Annotated in this window: 18 protein-coding genes and 1 riboswitch; of the genes, 16 read left to right on the top strand and 2 right to left on the bottom strand. The window is 37.2% G+C overall.

The annotated features are described in order from the left end of the window. The first annotated feature begins 56 nt into the window (after positions 1-56). The 4 genes from BFS35_RS10560 to ldmS all read left to right on the top strand — a co-directional run bounded on the left by BFS35_RS10560 (position 57) and on the right by ldmS (position 4,929). Positions 57-731 carry a response regulator transcription factor gene (locus BFS35_RS10560; RefSeq protein ID WP_099581493.1) on the top strand — a complete coding sequence of 225 codons (675 nt, stop codon included), beginning with the start codon at positions 57-59 and terminating at the stop codon, positions 729-731. Beyond that, on the top strand, positions 728-2,365 hold the full coding sequence (locus tag BFS35_RS10555) for a sensor histidine kinase (RefSeq protein ID WP_099581491.1): 1,638 nt from the start codon (positions 728-730) through the stop codon (positions 2,363-2,365). The genes BFS35_RS10560 and BFS35_RS10555 overlap by 4 nt, the downstream gene beginning before the upstream one ends. A 54-nt stretch (positions 2,366-2,419) precedes the next feature. Further along, a riboswitch (SAM riboswitch) is annotated at positions 2,420-2,517 on the top strand. Between the two features lie 59 nt (positions 2,518-2,576). Beyond that, positions 2,577-3,761: a M20 family metallopeptidase gene (locus tag BFS35_RS10550; protein ID WP_099581489.1), complete on the top strand. Its 1,185-nt coding sequence runs from the start codon at positions 2,577-2,579 to the stop codon at positions 3,759-3,761. Continuing rightward, on the top strand, positions 3,751-4,929 hold the full coding sequence (ldmS, locus tag BFS35_RS10545) for an L-aspartate--L-methionine ligase LdmS (protein ID WP_099581487.1): 1,179 nt from the start codon (positions 3,751-3,753) through the stop codon (positions 4,927-4,929). The genes BFS35_RS10550 and ldmS overlap by 11 nt, the downstream gene beginning before the upstream one ends. Before the next feature lie 209 nt (positions 4,930-5,138). Here ldmS and coaW read toward each other — a convergent pair whose 3' ends face one another. Beyond that, complete coding sequence (coaW, locus tag BFS35_RS10540) at positions 5,139-5,951, bottom strand: type II pantothenate kinase (RefSeq protein ID WP_099581485.1); 813 nt, start codon at positions 5,949-5,951, stop codon at positions 5,139-5,141. A gap of 157 nt (positions 5,952-6,108) precedes the next feature. On the opposite strand from coaW, the gene BFS35_RS10535 reads away from it, so the two are divergent. The 4 genes from BFS35_RS10535 (at position 6,109) to BFS35_RS10520 (ending at position 10,266) form a co-directional block, all read left to right on the top strand. Beyond that, complete coding sequence (locus BFS35_RS10535) at positions 6,109-6,924, top strand: GNAT family N-acetyltransferase (protein WP_099581483.1); 816 nt, start codon at positions 6,109-6,111, stop codon at positions 6,922-6,924. Between the two features lie 75 nt (positions 6,925-6,999). Then, entirely contained in the window at positions 7,000-7,524 is a 525-nt protein-coding gene (gene rpoE, locus BFS35_RS10530) for a DNA-directed RNA polymerase subunit delta (RefSeq protein WP_099581481.1), read from the top strand. A gap of 134 nt (positions 7,525-7,658) precedes the next feature. Continuing rightward, entirely contained in the window at positions 7,659-9,257 is a 1,599-nt protein-coding gene (locus BFS35_RS10525; protein WP_099581479.1) for a CTP synthase, read from the top strand. 115 nt (positions 9,258-9,372) lie between these two features. Next, complete coding sequence (locus BFS35_RS10520; RefSeq protein ID WP_099581477.1) at positions 9,373-10,266, top strand: nuclease-related domain-containing protein; 894 nt, start codon at positions 9,373-9,375, stop codon at positions 10,264-10,266. Positions 10,267-10,639: 373 nt separating this feature from the next. Here BFS35_RS10520 and BFS35_RS10515 read toward each other — a convergent pair whose 3' ends face one another. Beyond that, positions 10,640-11,134 (bottom strand): DUF2529 family protein, encoded by a 495-nt coding sequence (locus tag BFS35_RS10515; RefSeq protein WP_099581475.1) that lies wholly within the window; start codon positions 11,132-11,134, stop codon positions 10,640-10,642. Between the two features lie 65 nt (positions 11,135-11,199). Between BFS35_RS10515 and BFS35_RS10510 the strand changes: the two genes are divergently transcribed. The 8 genes from BFS35_RS10510 (at position 11,200) to BFS35_RS10475 (ending at position 18,084) form a co-directional block, all read left to right on the top strand. Further along, a complete protein-coding gene (locus tag BFS35_RS10510; RefSeq protein ID WP_099581473.1) occupies positions 11,200-11,547 on the top strand; it encodes a response regulator in 348 nt (115 codons plus the stop codon). Positions 11,548-11,638: 91 nt separating this feature from the next. After that, positions 11,639-12,496 carry a class IIb fructose-bisphosphate aldolase FdaB gene (fdaB, locus tag BFS35_RS10505; RefSeq protein ID WP_099581472.1) on the top strand — a complete coding sequence of 286 codons (858 nt, stop codon included), beginning with the start codon at positions 11,639-11,641 and terminating at the stop codon, positions 12,494-12,496. A 187-nt stretch (positions 12,497-12,683) separates the two neighbouring features. Further along, on the top strand, positions 12,684-13,940 hold the full coding sequence (locus tag BFS35_RS10500; protein ID WP_099581470.1) for a UDP-N-acetylglucosamine 1-carboxyvinyltransferase: 1,257 nt from the start codon (positions 12,684-12,686) through the stop codon (positions 13,938-13,940). 121 nt (positions 13,941-14,061) lie between these two features. Beyond that, entirely contained in the window at positions 14,062-14,391 is a 330-nt protein-coding gene (locus tag BFS35_RS10495) for a winged helix-turn-helix transcriptional regulator (RefSeq protein ID WP_099581468.1), read from the top strand. Between the two features lie 150 nt (positions 14,392-14,541). Continuing rightward, the gene (glpX, locus tag BFS35_RS10490; protein WP_099581466.1) at positions 14,542-15,519 is read left to right on the top strand and encodes a class II fructose-bisphosphatase; all 978 of its coding nucleotides are present in this window, start codon (positions 14,542-14,544) and stop codon (positions 15,517-15,519) included. 164 nt (positions 15,520-15,683) lie between these two features. Further along, entirely contained in the window at positions 15,684-17,000 is a 1,317-nt protein-coding gene (gene rho, locus BFS35_RS10485; RefSeq protein WP_096078001.1) for a transcription termination factor Rho, read from the top strand. A 116-nt stretch (positions 17,001-17,116) separates the two neighbouring features. Continuing rightward, the gene (locus BFS35_RS10480) at positions 17,117-17,371 is read left to right on the top strand and encodes a type B 50S ribosomal protein L31 (protein WP_099581464.1); all 255 of its coding nucleotides are present in this window, start codon (positions 17,117-17,119) and stop codon (positions 17,369-17,371) included. Positions 17,372-17,508: 137 nt separating this feature from the next. Continuing rightward, a complete protein-coding gene (locus BFS35_RS10475) occupies positions 17,509-18,084 on the top strand; it encodes a thymidine kinase (protein ID WP_099581462.1) in 576 nt (191 codons plus the stop codon). The last annotated feature ends 22 nt before the right edge of the window (positions 18,085-18,106 follow it).

The following is an 18,106-nucleotide window of genomic DNA, read 5'->3' as shown; positions in this document are numbered from 1 at the left end:
AGTGGAAATTTTGTTATTATTACTAAATAAATGCATCTTTTAAAGGAGTCGAAAATATGCCGTCAATATTAATCGTAGAAGATGAACTTGAGATTGCTGAACTTATAAAGTTTATTCTCGTGCGTGAAGGATTCGAAAAAGTTGATATTGCTTCTACATTTGCACAGGCGAAGTCGATGATTAGTGCGCATTATGATACGTATCTACTAGATATAAATCTTGGAGATGGGTCAGGTTATGATCTTGGCAATGAAATACGAGAAATGACCGATGCGCCGATTCTTTATGTGTCAGCCAATACGCAGGATAGAGATAAGATTAAAGGCTTTCAAAATGGAGCAGATGATTATATTACAAAGCCATTTAATCCGATGGAGCTTGCAGTGAGAGTAAAAGTCAATGTTGAGCGTTACATGAAGTCCGGTAAAAAAGAAAAGGTGTTATATTCATTTGATGAACGTAATGCAGAATTAACTGTAAGAGATAAGAAATATCTACTTTCAGGAAAACAATATTTATTGATGCAATACCTATATGAACATCAGGATGAAATCTGTACGAAAGAGCAGATTTATGAAGCGGTGTGGGAAAATCAGTTTGTTGATGATAATACCGTAATGGTGCATATCAGAAAGTTAAGAGAAAAGCTCGAAGTTGAGCCGAGTAAACCGAAATTATTATTAACGTCACGTGGTATCGGCTATATTTTAAAATCAGGTGAGGATAGATGAGCATCAGCAAAAAATTTATGATTCGCTTTATCCGTTATTTTCTGATTTTTTATTTTTCGGTGACATTCATTATTTGTGCTTTCTTTGTCTATTTCCTGTTTACGAGTGAGCAAAGCTTCTTTGAAGAAGATATGCAGCGTGTAGATTCATTTTCTATCAGTGAATACTTTAAGTTTGATGGGGATAAAGTTAAACCGATTAAAGAGATGGTTAATTATGTTAAGCGACATGACGGAGTACTTGTAGTAAAGAATAAAGATGATGAAGTGATTTATTCATCAGAAAAAGGCTTTAAGTTGCGCCCGTTAAATACATATCGTGCTGAAGAATTTACGACTTGGGAGATGCCAAAAGGACAGCAGGTCATCTATCTGCAGAATACGATATTAAGTGAAGCGAGACGTAAACTAGAGAGAAATGAAAAAGACGCACAAAATTATCTGGACGAACACAATCTCGCATTATTTGTCGTTGAGCGCAAAGGTTTAACTAAAATTTCTGGAGCGTTTGATGAAGATGTCGTGAATAATACGCTGTTCAAGCATAAGAATAACGACAATTATCAAAAATATTTCTTTGTTTCATATTTTAAAGATAATAAAAATTATTATGTTGTTCAGAAAAATCCACATCCCGCTGATACGAAAGCAATATTTGCAGAAAACAGCTATATTTATGATAAAGATTTTATGAATGTTATGAAAAACTTTTTAATTTGGTATGCATGGATGAATCTTGTTGTATTAGCCGCTATTTTACTGTTATCATTCTTTTTAGGTAACCGTTTAGCACAACCATTAAGACATTTTTCAACATGGGTAGAGCAACTGGCTAAAGGTGACTATTCCGTATTAAATAATGAAAAAATATATAAAAATGGCCGATTGCGCCGTAAATATCGTATGTATAGTCCAATCGACGGAGCGATAGCGAAGCTTACTGGAAAGTTATCAGATGATAAAAATTACCAAAGTAACATGAATATTCAGCGTGAAAACTGGGTACGTGGTATTACACATGATCTAAAAACACCGCTGAGTTCAATTTATGGTTACGCAAAAATACTTAACAGTGGAATGCCGCTTGAACCGGATGAACAGAAGAAGTTTATCAGCATTATTGAAGATAAAGCATTATATATCGATCAGCTGCTGAAAGATTTGAATATGGTCTATCAACTGAAAAGTGATGGCATTCAGTTCCATACAGAAGAAACGTGTTTACGAACGTATATTGATGCATTTGTCTCTCAATATGGCAATAAAGGGTTAAGCTACGTCCATAAAGAAGATGCGACGATTCATATTGATACGTCACGCATGGATCGTGTACTGACGAATATTGTGTCGAATAGTTTTACGCATAACGTTAATGTTGAAGTATGGATAAGTACGTACACGAGTGGAAGTAACGCAATCATAGAAATTTCGGATAACGGACAAGGTATACCGCAGGAAGATCTGACGCATATCTTTGAACAGTTCTATCGTGGAAATAGAACGAATGAACATCATAATGGCAGTGGTTTGGGATTATCTGTGGCAAAAGAAATCGTTGAACTGCATGATGGCACGATAGACGTTGTAAGTTCAGTGGCCGGCACGAAATTCTTAATTACTTTACCGACATATTAATTTTGATATTTGACAGAATTTATAGATAACTATATAGTTAGTATTAAATTCAATAACTTATCAAGACGGATCGAGGGAAGGGCCCGATGACATCCAGCAACCTGCAGTAATGTAAGGTGCTAATTCCTACAGCGTAAGCTGGCAGATAAGAACGTGTAGACATTCCTATCTGGGAATGTCTTTTTTTTATAAGTACGGAGGAGATAATAATATGAATAACAAAGTATTGCAATATATAGATGAACATAGAGATAAATTTTTGCGCATCAGTCATGAAATTCACGCACGACCTGAACTAGGCAATGAAGAATACTTTGCCTCTAATTTACTGAGCAAGACATTAAAAGATGCAGGTTTTAGTATAGAACGTGATATTGCTGGACATGAAACAGGATTTATCGCAACGTATGAAAGTGAGAAAGCAGGACCTACTATCGCTTATCTAGCAGAATATGATGCATTGCCAGGTTTAGGACATGCATGTGGTCATAACATTATCGGCACATCTAGTGTATTATCAGCAATTGCTTTAAAAGAAGTGATTGATGATTTAGGCGGTGTTATTCAGGTATTTGGGACACCAGCTGAAGAAGGCGGTGTAAACGGTAGTGCGAAAGCATCATACGTTAAAGCAGGATTATTTAATGATAGTGATGTAGCATTGATGATTCATCCGGGGCATGAATCGTTTAGAACCGTGCCAACACTTGCAGTAGACGTGTTTGAAGTGGAGTTTTTTGGCAAGACTGCGCATGCTTCTGAGAATGCGCATAATGGTATTAATGCGCTTGATGCGATGATCAGTTTCTTTAATGGAATCGGCCAATTGCGTCAGCATATTAAGAAGACGGATAAAGTGCATGGTGTGATTTTAGATGGTGGTAAGTCAGCAAATATTATTCCGGATTATACGAAAGCGAGATTTTATACGCGAGCAATCAGCAGAAAAGATTTAGATGTATTAACCGGTAAAGTTGATCGTGTAGCACAAGGTGCGGCGATTACAGCAGGGGCAGAATATCAGCTCAATCACATTCAAAATGGTGTTAATGAATTCATCAGAAATACATTTTTAGATGATTTATTTGAGAAACATGCTATTATGCATAATGAGCCGATTCTGCATGATGATTTTGGTTTCGGTTCAACGGATACGGGGAATGTGAGTCACATCATACCGACGATTCACCCACATATTAAGATGGGACCATCAACGCTTGTTGGACACACGGTAGAATTTCGTGAAGCAGCGAAGAGCGCACACGGAGACCATGCCTTATTACAAGGTGCTAAAATAATGGCAACGATGGCAATCGAGTTAATCGAGAAACCTGAAGAACTACAACGCATTAAACATTTACATGAAACATTAAAGGAGAACATTTATGGGGACTAAACCAATCAACTTACCATTAGTTATGAAAGATTTATATGGAGAGAAAGTGATGTATTCATCACGTCCATCCTATACTTTTAATCCATGGCTACAGCCGGAAGAACATCAATCAAATTTACTGAGCGCACGTGAACTGTTAATCGCCGAGATGCCGGTCGTTGTACACGAAGCGACCGTGACAGATAAAACTGAAGCATTGTTTAATGCAGTTGGATTTGATATGCCGAATGGTTTCAGAGTGTATAATACACGTGAATCATATGAGCAGGTGTTACGCGATGCAGTTGCAGATGGAGAAAAGATATTCTTTCAGTATACCCATGAAGAGGAATTAGTACCAGGCGATAAATATGTCGTACCGCGTGATAAATTTTTAGCGCTTAACAATAAATCGATACTGGATAAATGGACGAAGGGTAAATTCCTGCCGAAACGTGATGTTGTGGCGATTGAAGACTTTGAAGATACTGTTCGTAAGTGGTCACTGCCTTTCGTGATTAAACCAGGAGATGAACATCCGACTGCCGGTGGATATGGCGTTATGCTGTGCTATACGCAGGAAGATGTTGAGCGTAGTATTAAACGCGTGCGAGAAGCAGAAGGTACAGAACAGATGATTATTGAACAGTTTATTGAGCCGGTACATAATTATTGTGTACAGTATGCATATAGCGAAGAACTGGGTATTAAGTTTATTGGTTCAAGTCAGCAGATCACTGAAAAGTACGGTAAATATCGTGGGAATATTATAGATCATAATATCCCGCAGGATGTCATCGATGCAGGATTAGAAATTATGCAAAATGGTGTAGAAGCAGGATATGTTGGTATTGCCGGCTTTGATTTGCTTGTGGATAAAGAAGGAGCCATTTATGCAATTGATCTTAACTTCAGACAGAACGGTTCAAGTTCGCTGTTGTTATTAGATAGCGTGTTAACTGGAGATTATAAGAAATTTCTTGCTTATTATAGCGATGGAGATAACGCGAAATTCTTCGATGTCATATTGGATGAAGTGAAAGCAGGATACTTATTCCCGCTGGCATACTATGATGGAGATTATAAAGAGAAAGATGCATTCCCATCACGCTTTATCTGTATCTGGCATGGAGATGAAGATGTAATCGAATCACGAGTGAAAGCTTTTGAAGCACGACTAAAGGGGTGATTCATTTGAGTAAGAAAAATAGTGCTACAGGTATTGCAGTAGCAACGACAATTATTAGTGCGACTTTAATTCCGTTTTTGTTTAGTCTGGTTAAAGTAATTGGGAAAAAATAAGGTCGTCAGCAAAGCGTCTGCTTTGAAGACGCCGTCAAATAAGGTCGTCTGCAAAGCAGAACGCTGCGTTACTCACACGAGTAACGCAGCGTTTTTTTATTGCTCATCCATTAATCTCAATGTTCCAACTGCACCTGAATATTCACCGTTTTCGATGAAATACGGTTTAAAGTTGCGCAATACTGTATAGTTCATTACGATATCACGCAGTAACGTATTGTTTAAGAAACTTGAGCCGATATAGACGACATATTCAGCACCAAACTCACGGGCTGCATGAATGGATACGGTTGTTACGGTTTCACCGACGATACCTAATACTGAAGCAATTTTATCAGCATCGGTAAAGTTTTCAGTATCTTTGTTATGGAGTACGTTACCAAAGTTCGCTGCAGTCAGTTCACCAGGTATCGGTGATTTATCTCCTTTGTAGATATGTTTAACTTTTAAATCGATGATGTCGCGATTGCCTTCTTTAGCTATCGTAACAATCTCATCGAAATCTTCTTTTCCAGTCAGTAAGTATGAAAGTCCCATCATCATACCACCACCTGCGCCTGTTCCGCCTGCACGAATTTGTTTGTCGTTATCTACAAAATGGATAGATGTTCCTGTACCGACGTTACTAAACACAAACTTAGAAATATCAAGGTTCATTTCTGTAAGGAATGACTGGATGCCACGGAATGTTGCATCAAATTCAATCGATTGAAAAGCATTTTGTGGGATTAAACTTTGAAGATACGTCGCTTTCCCACCCGTTAAAGCAACTTGTGCATCTGGTACGGTCTTTAACCATTCAGCTACTTCCTCAATTTCAGTGCTCAGCTGTTTTCTGAAGGTGAATTTGTCGTTTTCTAAAATAGCAATTTTAATTAAAGTGCCACCAGCGTCAATACCAATTTTCATATCAATACCTCATTTATCATTTGTTTTTGTCATTATACTATATTGAAACGTAGTTTGTGGGGTTTCATTGTTTTGTTTAAATTTTGTGATAATTTTGAGATGAAATGGGTATATATATTGAGAAATGATTAAATTCATCCAAGACGGAGGCAACATTATGGAATTTATAGGATCGCAAATTAAGATTGTACAATATAAAGAGGATTATAGACCTCAATTAGAGGCATTTGAATTAACAGATAGACAAAAGATATATTCATCATTACCTTTAGAAGTTCTGGACGAAGGATTATTTGACCCGAACCGCAGACCATGTGTCGTGCTTAATCATGACGAGCAGGTTGTCGGGTTCTTTGTGCTTCATCAACATTATCAGCATGAAGGATATGATACACCGGTTAATGCAGTATATGTACGTAGTTTATCAATCAATAATAAATTACAGGGACAAGGGTACGGTACTGAGATTATGATGAATATCCCTGAGTTTGCACAAAGTGTATTTCCAAACTTTGACCATCTTTTCTTAGTGGTCGATGCTGAGAATCAGGGGGCATGGAATTTATATGAGCGTGCTGGCTTTATGCATTTAGCGACAAATCCGAATGGACCAATTGGTAAGGAGCGTCTTTATTATTTAGACTTAGATGCAAACTATGTTTCTAAATTAAGATTGGTTCAAGATGGTGACAATATTAAATTGTTGAAAGATGATAAAGAAGTAGGGACTATCGATTTAGATGTTGTAGGAAATATCGCTACATTGAAGGCGATGGATATTACTGAAGATGTGGATGTTATCCGTGAAAATGTGTTGCGCCAGATTGCGACTTTTGTCCGTAAACATTTTAAAGAGGTCATCAAGATAGAAGTAGAGGTTCCGGAAAACTTAAGAGATGTTTACTTAAATAATAACTTTGTACCGATGGATGCTGAACATCCTAATCATTTAACGAAATTAATTCGTTATTAATCTTGCTTTAGAGGTCGTTTTCTTGATATGATGTAGTGTGAACTTAAACTAGCATAGTTTGAAAGGACGAAGAAAATGAAAATCTCTGAATATACAAAAGAAATGATAGATGAAAGCTCTTTTATCGATTTAGCTTATATTTATTTAACTGAAAAAGGTAAAGAAGTTAACCTTTATGATTTAATCGATGAATTCCAATCTTTAGGTGAGTATACGAGTGAAGACATTGAAACACGTGTTGTTCAGTTCTACACAGATTTAAATACGGATGGTCGTTTCTTATCAACAGGTGAATATATGTGGGGTCTTCGTGACTGGTATTCAGTAGATGATATCGAAGAAAAAATCGCGCCGACAGTACAAAAATTTGACGTGCTTGATGAAGACGATGAAGATGCACCTAAGATCGCTTTACTTGGTGAAGATGAAGTCGAAGATGAATTAGACTTAGTTGTTAGTGAAGATGATGAAGAAAATGTTGACACTGAAGACGAAGAAGTCGAAGATGAATTAGAAGAAGCAGGTTTAGTAGTTGAAGCGGATGAATTCGATGACGAAGATGATGAATTCGAAGATGAAGATGACGAAGAAGAATTATAATCTTAGTTGACATTTTGCTCAAAAATGATTATTATTTTACTTGGGCTCCTTTAATTAGGACGAACGTATAAACTTATGCGCTCCCTTTGCTTTTGCAAACGGAGTGCTTTTTTATTTTTTTTAGGAGGTAAATCATGACAAAATTTATATTTGTAACAGGTGGGGTAGTATCTTCTTTAGGTAAAGGGATTACTGCAGCAAGTTTAGGAAGATTATTAAAAAATCGTGGTCTAAATGTAACAATTCAAAAGTTTGATCCATATTTAAACGTGGATCCAGGTACGATGAGTCCATATCAGCACGGTGAAGTATTCGTAACTGATGATGGCGCAGAAACAGACTTAGATTTAGGGCACTATGAACGTTTTATCGATATTAATTTAAATCAATATTCTAATGTTACAGCAGGTCGTGTTTATTCTCATGTATTGAAGAAAGAACGTCGCGGTGATTACTTAGGTGGAACAGTTCAGGTTATTCCACATATTACTAATGAAATCAAATCGCGCTTACTTCTAGCTGGCGAATCAACGAAAGCTGACGTAGTCATTACTGAAATTGGTGGTACGACAGGGGATATCGAATCACTTCCTTTTATTGAATCAATTCGTCAAATTAAAAGTGACCTCGGTCGTGAGAATGTAATGTACATTCACTGTACATTATTACCGTACATTAAAGCTGCGGGTGAAATGAAAACGAAGCCGACACAACATTCTGTAAAAGAATTACGTGGATTAGGTATTCAACCAGATATGATCGTCGTACGTACTGAATATGAAATGACAGAAGACTTACGTGATAAAATTGCGTTATTCTGTGATATCGATAAGAAATCAGTTATCGAATGTCGTGATGCAGATACACTTTACCAAATTCCGGTTGCATTACAAGCACAAGATATGGATGACCTTGTTATTGAACGTTTAGGTTTAGAAGCAAGTGGTGAAGCTGATCTGACTGAATGGAATCAGTTATTGGATACTGTACGTAACTTAGAAGGAAAAGTGAAAATTGCGCTAGTCGGTAAATATGTTGCATTACAGGATGCATATCTTTCAGTTGCTGAAGCATTAAAACATGCAGGTTATGCATTTGGTAAAGATATCGAAATCGACTGGATCAATTCAGAACATTTAGATGTGACAAATTATAAAGAACGTCTTCAGGATGCTGACGGTATATTAGTACCAGGTGGTTTTGGTGAGCGTGGTATCGAAGGTAAGATTTTAGCGACGCAATATGCGCGTGAGAACAATATTCCGTTCTTCGGTATTTGTTTAGGTATGCAACTTGCAACAGTTGAATTTGCACGTAACGTTGTTGGATTGAAAGGTGCGCACTCAGCAGAGTTGGATCCAAATACACCGTATCCAGTTATCGCTTTATTACCTGATCAGAAAGATGTTGTAGATTTAGGCGGAACATTACGTTTAGGTTTATATCCATGTGAAGTTCAGGAAGGTACGAAAGCGTTTGAAGCATATGGGGTGAACCATGTGGATGAACGTCACCGTCATCGTTATGAATTTAACAACGAATATCGTGAACGTTTAGAAGAAAAAGGGTTAGTTTTCTCTGGACTTTCACCAGATGGTCGCTTAGTGGAAATCGTTGAAATCCCTGACCATAAATGGTTTGTGGCATGTCAGTTCCATCCGGAATTCTTATCACGTCCAATGAAACCACAAAGTTTATTCCGTGGATTTGTAGAAGCTGCAATTAATAAATAAGAGTTTTTAAAGGTCATCCTTTTGAGGTGGCCTTTTTTGTATGTTGAGAGTTAACAAAAGTTAACTATTGAAATATTGAAATTAGTGTTGTAAATTAAGGGGTAGGAGGTGTAATATGTTTCTAAAACTTCATGAACCTGATAATAAGATGAGTTATTTAATGAATGTTGATGGAAGGTGTAGCCTGACAAAAGATGACAGTACTACTTTATTTGCCTATCAAGTCGGATTTACCGGAGAAAACCATTTTTATGAACAACTGCAAGCTGTCGAAGGGGGATTGAAGCTTTGGGATATTACGTTGAAAGAATCTAGTAAAGCTCAGTTTGATTTTTTGATTATTGGGAATGGTAAAATTTTTCACTTTGATACAAAAAATTATTCTGGAGAATACACTTATATAGATGGAATATTTAAGAATAATCGCGGTAGAGTCGATCAAACGATAATATCACAGTTGAAACGTGCAGACCTTATTTTACCCCAATTTTTAATGCACAATGGATTTCGATACGAACATATGAGTCGTATCATCTTTGTGAATGAGAATTTTATTCTGAGGAACTTCAATGGTGATCAATATGTAAAGTTTGCCGGCCAAATACCTGGTATTATAGATTATCTTAAAAAACTTGGACCACCGACTGATGAAGATTACCGTTTGGCTAAAGCGTTGATTGCAGCGAACGTGGTCGATAATCACCGATTTGCTTATTACGATTATACGCAGATGAAGAAAGGTTATCGTTGTCCAAAGTGTAAACGATTTGGGTGTGTGGAGGTAGCAAGTAGAAAGAAATATGTGGCTTGTCGTTGTGGGAGAAGACTAAGCAAACTAGATTATATTACAGAAGCAGCTAGACAAGTTTCAGTCCTTAAAAATGAACCATTTCAAATTAAAGAAATAGCTGAATGGAGTAACTGTGAAATTAAGACAGTCCAAAGAGCTCTTTTAAATAGCTGTAAGTTTAAAGGAAAGAATAAAGGTAGAGTTTATTGGTTTGAGTAGCAATGTGTGAGAGCAACAAGTCCGATATAAGTGGAATATCGGACAAGACGCATGTCGAAATCGCGTATATCAAGAAAACAAGTCCGATATAAGTGATATATCGGACAAGATACACATCGAAATCGTGTATATCAAGAAAACAAGTCCGATATAAGTGGAATATCGGACAAGACACACGTCGAAATCGCGTATATCAAGAAAACAAGTCCGATATAAGTGGAATATCGGACAAGACGCATGTCGAAATCGTGTATATCAAGAAAACAAGTCCGATATAAGTGGAATATCGGACAAGACGCACGTCGAAATCGTGTATATCAAGAAAACAAGTCCGATATTCGCAATATATCAGACTTGTTTCATCACGCTATTTCTATTCCTCCACCAGCATCTCATGCATCACGTTGTAGATCGCATAGTAGATGTAGTTCATCGCCATCATATGTGGCGTGATAATACGACTGAAATCTTCAGTAGGTACTAGTGCACGTGGTGTACTCAAATCGATAAAATTCATCGATCGAATATCATCGTGTTTATTACATACTAATACGTAGTCGATATCTCGGACTTCCAGACTATCAACAAACTCAGCAGTACTTTCATCATATGCATCGCTCATTACGAGAACGCGATCTGTTCCATCAACTAACGCATCAGAAATGTAGACTGCAGCATCGAATAAATTTTCTTTGCTATTTGCAGCAAATTCCTCGAAAAACTTTAAGTCGCCAAATCCTTTAATGTATATTTTACCTTCTCCAACTACGGCTTGTGCAAGTAATCTGCCTGCTATATCTAGCTCAGCTTCTTGCATATCTATTTTTTTAAAGATACCATTAAGTTGCGTATTAAATATTTTAAGCATGGTAAACCTTCTTTCTAAAATTCTTAACACATATCATATCATAAATGAAATGGAGAAAACATGAAATGAAAATATTAGTAATTGACGATGAACCTAATATAAGACTGCTTTTTCAGGAAATATTTAAAATGAAAGAGTATGATACTGAAATTGCCGAAAATGGAAAAATAGGATTGGAATTAATCAAATCAAATGATTATGATCTCGTATTTTTAGATAGAAAAATGCCGGTCATGTCGGGTGACGAAACGCTAAATCAGCTGAGAGCATTCTCGGATGTTCCCGTTTATCTTGTTTCAGCTTTTCAGACAGATGAAGAGATTCAGTCGATTAAGCAGACTGGCGCAACAGGTGTCTTAATGAAGCCGTTTACAATTGACGAAGTTGTGAAAATCGCTGAAAAGTTTTCATAAAACGACCCTTAACGCATGCAAATAAAATAACGAAGTGCTATACTTACCTTATAAAAATAGTGCTTAAGCACAAACAAGGAGGATTTTATCCATGCCATTAGTTTCTATGAAAGAAATGTTAATCAAAGCAAAAGAAGGTGGTTATGCTGTTGGTCAATACAACCTTAACAACCTTGAATTCACTCAAGCAATCTTAGGTGCTTCTCAAGAAGAAAATGCACCAGTTATTTTAGGTGTTTCTGAAGGTGCAGCTAAATATATGGGTGGTTTCTACACAGTAGTAAAAATGGTTGAAGGTTTAATGAAAGATATGGAAATTACAGTTCCTGTAGCAATCCATTTAGACCACGGTTCAAGTTTTGAAAGCTGTAAAGCTGCGATTGATGCTGGATTTACTTCTGTTATGATTGATGCTTCTCATCATTCATTCGAAGAAAACGTTGAAATCACAAGTAAAGTAGTTGAATATGCCCACGCTAAAGGCGTTTCAGTTGAAGCTGAATTAGGACGTGTTGGCGGACAAGAAGACGATGTAGTATCTGACGGTGTTGTATATGCTGATGCTAAAGAATGTCAGGAATTAGTTGAAAAAACTGGTATTGACTGCTTAGCGCCTGCATTAGGTTCAGTACACGGTCCTTACAAAGGTGAGCCAAACTTAGGTTTCAAAGAAATGGAAGAAATCGGTAAAGCAACTGGTTTACCATTAGTATTACACGGTGGTACAGGTATCCCAACGAAAGATATCGAGCGTTCAATTTCTTTAGGTACTGCTAAAATCAACGTAAACACTGAAAACCAAATCGCTTCAGCTAAAGCTGTTCGTGATACATTAAATAATGATGCTAACGTATATGATCCACGTAAATATTTAGGACCAGCACGTGAAGCAATTAAAGCAACAGTAATCGGTAAAATTAAAGAATTTGGTACTTCTAACAAAGCTTAAATTTTATTTCATACTTGAGACTGATATGCATGTCATATCAGTCTTTTTTTCTTGACTAATTTTACCCTTTAGATTATATTGAACTTCATGCTTTTTGTTTTGCATTACTAAAATGAATTAGTTTATAATAAAAATAATCAACAATAATAAGATAAATGTGTGTGATAAAAGTTAAAGGAGTACAATTATGTCAGAAGAAGTAATTAAAATAAGAGGAGGCAATCCTCTTAAAGGATCAGTTCAAATCAGTGGTGCTAAAAATAGTGCAGTTGCTTTAATTCCGGCAACATTAATGGCAAGTAGTCCTGTTACATTAGAAGGTTTACCAGAAATTTCAGACGTTGTGACTTTAATGAGTTTATTAGAAGATTTGAATATAACGACAACTTTAGATGGCGACCGCTTAACAGTAGATCCTTCAAATGCTGTTAATATGCCTCTTCCTAATCATAAAGTTCAATCATTACGTGCCTCATATTATATGATGGGTGCAATGCTTGGAAAGTTTAAAAAATGTGTGATCGGTTTACCTGGTGGCTGTCCATTAGGACCACGTCCAATTGATCAGCACATTAAAGGTTTCGAAGCGTTAGGTGCTACTGTTACGAATGAAGCAGGTGGCATGTACCTTGAAGCTAAAGAATTAAAAGGTGCGAAAATCTTCCTGGATGTCGTATCTGTTGGAGCGACAATTAATATTATGCTTGCTGCTTCGATGGCTAAAGGTAAAACAGTCATTGAGAATGCTGCTAAAGAACCTGAAATCGTTGATGTTGCGACACTTTTAAACAACATGGGTGCAAAAATACGCGGCGCAGGTACTGATACTTTAAAAATTGAAGGTGTAGAATCACTTCAAGGTACTTCACACACAATTATTCCTGATAGAATTGAAGCGGGGACATATATGTGTGCTGCTGCAATGATGGGTGAGGAAGTATTAATTGAAAATATCATCCCTTTACATATGGAACCATTAACAGCCAAGCTTATTGAGATGGGTGTTAATGTTCAGATTGGTGAAGATAAAGCATTAATTTCTAAACCGGAAAAGTATAACCCGGTAACAATTACAACAAATGTTTATCCAGGATTTGCAACTGACTTACAACAACCGTTTACACCATTATTATTTATGGCAGATGGTCAAAGTACGATTACAGATACAATCTATCCAGCAAGATTCAAACACGTTGATGAATTGTCACGTATGAACGGGGATATTACTGAGTCTGGTGGAACTGCAACCGTTAAACCTTCTCAACTATCAGGCGCAGAAGTTGCTGCAAGTGATTTACGTGCGGGTGCATGTCTGGTTATAGCAGGTCTTGCTGCTGAAGGTATTACGACGGTTTATAACGTTAGACATATTGACCGTGGATATAGCGGTATTGTTGAGAAGTTAAAGACACTTGGTGCAGATATCTGGAGAGAAGAGATTTAATAATTAATTCCCTAAAACGGCGATAATGCCGTTTTTTTTTCTTAAGCAACAAATATATAAAAAATATATTTGATATATTTTTTATATCGGTGTACAATAGTAATATAAAGAGGTGAGTCATATGGAAGTATGTCCGTATTTAGAAGAGACGTTTAAGATTCTTGGTCGCAGTTGGAATGGCCTACTTATAAACTATTTATCGCGTTCAGAAGATCGCTCTGCACATTTTTCTGATATGAAACGTGACTTAAAATCAATTACGCCACGTGCATTAAGTTTGAAATTGAGTGAATTAGCTGAATGGGGTCTTGTTGAAAAGAAAGTCGTTTCTACAACCCCTCTTTCAATTAAATATGTATTAACAGATAAAGGTTATGCCTTATCTAATGCAATGCATCCGATTGAAGCATGGGCACAAGAGCACTTAGAACTAGACGAAAAACAAGCATAATAAGAAGCTTACTTGCTGAATAGCCAGCAAGTAGGCTTTTTATTTTGTCTTTATAAAAATAAGCATCATTTGATAACTAATGGTACTCATAATGTTGGAATGTGTTATACTATTAACGATGTTACATATCTAATGCAGAGGAGAATGTTTATGGAACGTAGTTTGTCAATGGAATTAGTTAGAGTTACAGAAGCGGCAGCGCTTAAAAGTGCGCGTTGGGTAGGTAAAGGGTTAAAGAACGAAGCGGACGACGCAGCAACAACAGCAATGCGCGAAGTATTTGATACAATTCCTATGGACGGTGTTGTAGTTATTGGTGAAGGTGAAATGGATGAGGCACCAATGTTATATATCGGTGAAGAACTAGGAACAAAAGAAGGTCCTCAAATTGATATCGCAGTTGATCCTCTAGAAGGAACAACACTCGTTGCTGAAGGTTCATGGAATGCAATGACAGTACTAGCTGTTGGTGATAGAGGAACGTTACTTCATGCACCGGATATGTATATGGAGAAAATTGCAGTCGGTCCTGACTGTGTAGGTGTAGTGGATATTTCTAAATCAGTAACAGAAAATTTACAAGCAGTTGCTAAAGCGAAAGGGAAAAATATTTCTGACGTTACAGCAACATTATTAAATCGTGAGCGCCATGCAGGTATCATTAAAGAAATCCGTGAAGCGGGTGCGCGCATTAAATTAATCGAACACGGAGACGTTGCTGGTGCGATTAATACAGCGTTTGATTTTACGGGTGTTGATATTTTATTCGGTTCAGGTGGTGCACCTGAAGGCGTTATCGCTGCTGTTGGTATTAAAGCTTTAGGTGGCGACTTCCAGGGTATTCTTTTACCGGAAGATGCAGAACAAGAAGAACGTTGCCGCAAGATGGGAATCGAGCCAAACACTGTATTACAATTGGATGATATGGTAAAAGGTGACGATGCAATCTTTGCTGCTACAGCAGTAACTGACGGTGAATTAATGAAAGGTGTTCAGTTTAAAGGCGGATACGCTGAAACACATTCATTAGTTATGCGTGCAAAATCTGGTACAGTACGTTTCGTACAAGGTCGCCATAGTTTAGAGAAGAAACCAGGCTTAACAATCAACCACGAAGATACAATTTAATCATAAATAAAAGCTTGAGCAGACGCTCGAGCTTTTTCTTTTTATCAAAACATGCTAAACTATCTAGTGATATTCCTCTTGAAACTTCTTCTTTTTCTTTTTGAATTTTCCAAAACGAATGTATAGAGCTTTAACGATAAATTAATATAGAAATGGGTGTAGAAATGGTAGAAAAAGTGAGAACAAGCCCTCAGTATGAGTCTTTTCACGAATTATATAAAAATCACACAACAAAAGCATTAACAGCGAAAGCGAAAGAACTAGGCCTTGTTAATTATAGTAAATTAAATAAAAAAGAATTAGTGCTGGCCATCATGGAGAAACAGATGGAAAAAGACGGCAACTACTATATGGAAGGTATATTAGATGATATACAGCCAGATGGATATGGATTTTTAAGAACGGTTAACTATTCAAAAGGTGAGAAAGATATTTACATCTCTGCGAGTCAGATTCGTCGTTTTGAGATTAAAAAAGGGGATAAAGTTACCGGGAAAGTTCGTAAACCAAAAGAAAATGAGAAATATTATGGATTATTGCAAGTAGACTTCGTCAATGATCAAAATGCTGAAGAAGTTAAGAAGCGTCCTCACTTCCAGGCATTAACACCACTTTATCCGGATACAAGAATTCGTCTTGAAACAACGAAGACAGCATATTCAACGCGTATCATGGACTTAGTGACACCGATTGGATTTGGGCAACGTGGGATGATTGTAGCACCTCCTAAAGCAGGGAAAACGTCATTGCTGAAAGAAATCGCAAATGCAATCTGTGTCAATCATCCGGAAGCGAAATTGTTTATCTTACTGGTTGGTGAACGTCCTGAAGAAGTAACGGATCTTGAGCGTTCAGTTGAAGCGGCAGAAGTCGTGCATTCAACATTTGATGAACCACCAGAACACCACGTAAAAGTTGCCGAACTGTTATTAGAGCGTGCGAAACGTCTCGTTGAGATTGGTGAAGACGTCATTATCTTAATGGATTCGATTACGCGACTGGCACGTGCTTATAACTTAGTAGTACCCCCGAGTGGTCGTACATTATCAGGTGGACTAGATCCTGCCAGTCTGCATCGTCCGAAAGCATTTTTCGGAGCAGCGCGTAACATTGAAGCAGGCGGAAGTTTGACGATTCTATCTACGGCGCTTGTTGAAACAGGTTCACGTATGGATGATATGATCTATGAAGAGTTCAAAGGGACAGGAAACATGGAGCTTACGTTAGATAGAAAGCTTGCTGAAAAGCGTGTTTATCCGGCGATTGATATCCGCAGAAGTTCAACGCGTAAAGAGGAATTATTACTTGATAAGAAAGAATTAGAGATGGTTTGGCAGCTGAGAAATTTATTTACGGATAGCAATGACTTTACAGAGCGTTTCTTACGCCGTCTGAAACAAAGTGAATCAAATGAAGATTTCTTTAAACAGCTTGGTGAACGTATGGTCGAAAGTGCGAAGTCAGGTAAACCAATCATTTAAAAATTAACCTTGCTTTTTTATAGTGAGACGTATATAATATGTAAGTATTGACGTGAAAATATTTCACGAAATAACTCTGTTCCAGATGGTTCAGGGCAAAGGAGCTGAAAACAATTATGAAACCAGGCATTCACCCAGATTACCAAAAAGTAATCTTTTTAGATTCTACTACAGACTACAAATTCTTAAGTGGATCTACACGTAAATCAAACGAAACAATGACTTGGGAAGATGGTAACGAGTACCCAGTAATCCGTTTGGATATTTCTTCTGACTCTCACCCATTCTACACAGGCCGTCAAAAATTCGCATCTGCGGATGGACGTGTTGAACGTTTCAACAAAAAATTCGGTCTTAAGTCAAACAACTAATACTGAAGTCTTAAACTCTTATACCTTTTGGTGTAGGAGTTTTTTTAATGTTGAACATGAGTTTCAAATCTCAATGTAACATAGGGTGAAATTATGATATAATAAAGCGATTATGACTTAAAAAGGTGGCATTCAAGATGTATGAGCAGTATCATTCGGGTTGGATAGAGTGTATTACAGGTAGTATGTTTAGCGGGAAAAGTGAAGAATTGATTCGTCGTGTGCGTCGCGGACTTTTTGCGAAGCAGCGTGTCATCGTCTTTAAACCATCCATCGACGACAGATATAGCGATTTAGAAGTCGTCTCTCATAATGGCAACAAAGTTGAAGCAGTTAATGTCTCACACTCGTCAGAAATTATGGAACATGTGCAGGAAGACCATGATATTATTGCGATAGATGAAATTCAGTTTTTTGATAATGATATCGTCGGCGTAGCAACGCAACTTGCGGAAGAAGGCTATCGTGTGATAACTGCGGGTTTAGATATGGACTTCAGAGGTGTACCTTTTGAACCCGTACCTGAAATAATGGCAGTTGCTGAACATGTTACGAAATTGCAGGCAGTTTGCAGTGTATGTGGTGCCCCGAGCTCAAGAACACAACGTCTGATTAACGGTGAGCCGGCACGCTTTGATGATCCGATTATTTTAGTGGGCGCAAAAGAAAGTTATGAAGCGAGATGTCGTGAGCATCATATCGTTCCAAAATAAAATATAAAACACATTAAATAAA

The sequence above is a fragment of the Macrococcoides goetzii genome (assembly GCF_002742385.2).
Taxonomy (GTDB): domain Bacteria; phylum Bacillota; class Bacilli; order Staphylococcales; family Staphylococcaceae; genus Macrococcoides; species Macrococcoides goetzii.
Note: the sequence above shows the minus strand (reverse complement) of the source record. Positions and strands in the feature narration are given on the sequence as shown.

What these genes read in the sequence shown, in the direction of transcription:
- BFS35_RS10560 (WP_099581493.1), top strand. Translation starts at nt 57, where the DNA reads ATGCCGTCAATATTAATCGTAGAAGATGAACTTGAGATTGCTGAACTT.
- BFS35_RS10555 (WP_099581491.1), top strand. Translation starts at nt 728, where the DNA reads ATGAGCATCAGCAAAAAATTTATGATTCGCTTTATCCGTTATTTTCTG.
- BFS35_RS10550 (WP_099581489.1), top strand. Translation starts at nt 2,577, where the DNA reads ATGAATAACAAAGTATTGCAATATATAGATGAACATAGAGATAAATTT.
- ldmS (WP_099581487.1), top strand. Translation starts at nt 3,751, where the DNA reads ATGGGGACTAAACCAATCAACTTACCATTAGTTATGAAAGATTTATAT.
- coaW (WP_099581485.1), bottom strand. Translation starts at nt 5,951, where the DNA reads ATGAAAATTGGTATTGACGCTGGTGGCACTTTAATTAAAATTGCTATT.
- BFS35_RS10535 (WP_099581483.1), top strand. Translation starts at nt 6,109, where the DNA reads ATGGAATTTATAGGATCGCAAATTAAGATTGTACAATATAAAGAGGAT.
- rpoE (WP_099581481.1), top strand. Translation starts at nt 7,000, where the DNA reads ATGAAAATCTCTGAATATACAAAAGAAATGATAGATGAAAGCTCTTTT.
- BFS35_RS10525 (WP_099581479.1), top strand. Translation starts at nt 7,659, where the DNA reads ATGACAAAATTTATATTTGTAACAGGTGGGGTAGTATCTTCTTTAGGT.
- BFS35_RS10520 (WP_099581477.1), top strand. Translation starts at nt 9,373, where the DNA reads ATGTTTCTAAAACTTCATGAACCTGATAATAAGATGAGTTATTTAATG.
- BFS35_RS10515 (WP_099581475.1), bottom strand. Translation starts at nt 11,134, where the DNA reads ATGCTTAAAATATTTAATACGCAACTTAATGGTATCTTTAAAAAAATA.
- BFS35_RS10510 (WP_099581473.1), top strand. Translation starts at nt 11,200, where the DNA reads ATGAAAATATTAGTAATTGACGATGAACCTAATATAAGACTGCTTTTT.
- fdaB (WP_099581472.1), top strand. Translation starts at nt 11,639, where the DNA reads ATGCCATTAGTTTCTATGAAAGAAATGTTAATCAAAGCAAAAGAAGGT.
- BFS35_RS10500 (WP_099581470.1), top strand. Translation starts at nt 12,684, where the DNA reads ATGTCAGAAGAAGTAATTAAAATAAGAGGAGGCAATCCTCTTAAAGGA.
- BFS35_RS10495 (WP_099581468.1), top strand. Translation starts at nt 14,062, where the DNA reads ATGGAAGTATGTCCGTATTTAGAAGAGACGTTTAAGATTCTTGGTCGC.
- glpX (WP_099581466.1), top strand. Translation starts at nt 14,542, where the DNA reads ATGGAACGTAGTTTGTCAATGGAATTAGTTAGAGTTACAGAAGCGGCA.
- rho (WP_096078001.1), top strand. Translation starts at nt 15,684, where the DNA reads ATGGTAGAAAAAGTGAGAACAAGCCCTCAGTATGAGTCTTTTCACGAA.
- BFS35_RS10480 (WP_099581464.1), top strand. Translation starts at nt 17,117, where the DNA reads ATGAAACCAGGCATTCACCCAGATTACCAAAAAGTAATCTTTTTAGAT.
- BFS35_RS10475 (WP_099581462.1), top strand. Translation starts at nt 17,509, where the DNA reads ATGTATGAGCAGTATCATTCGGGTTGGATAGAGTGTATTACAGGTAGT.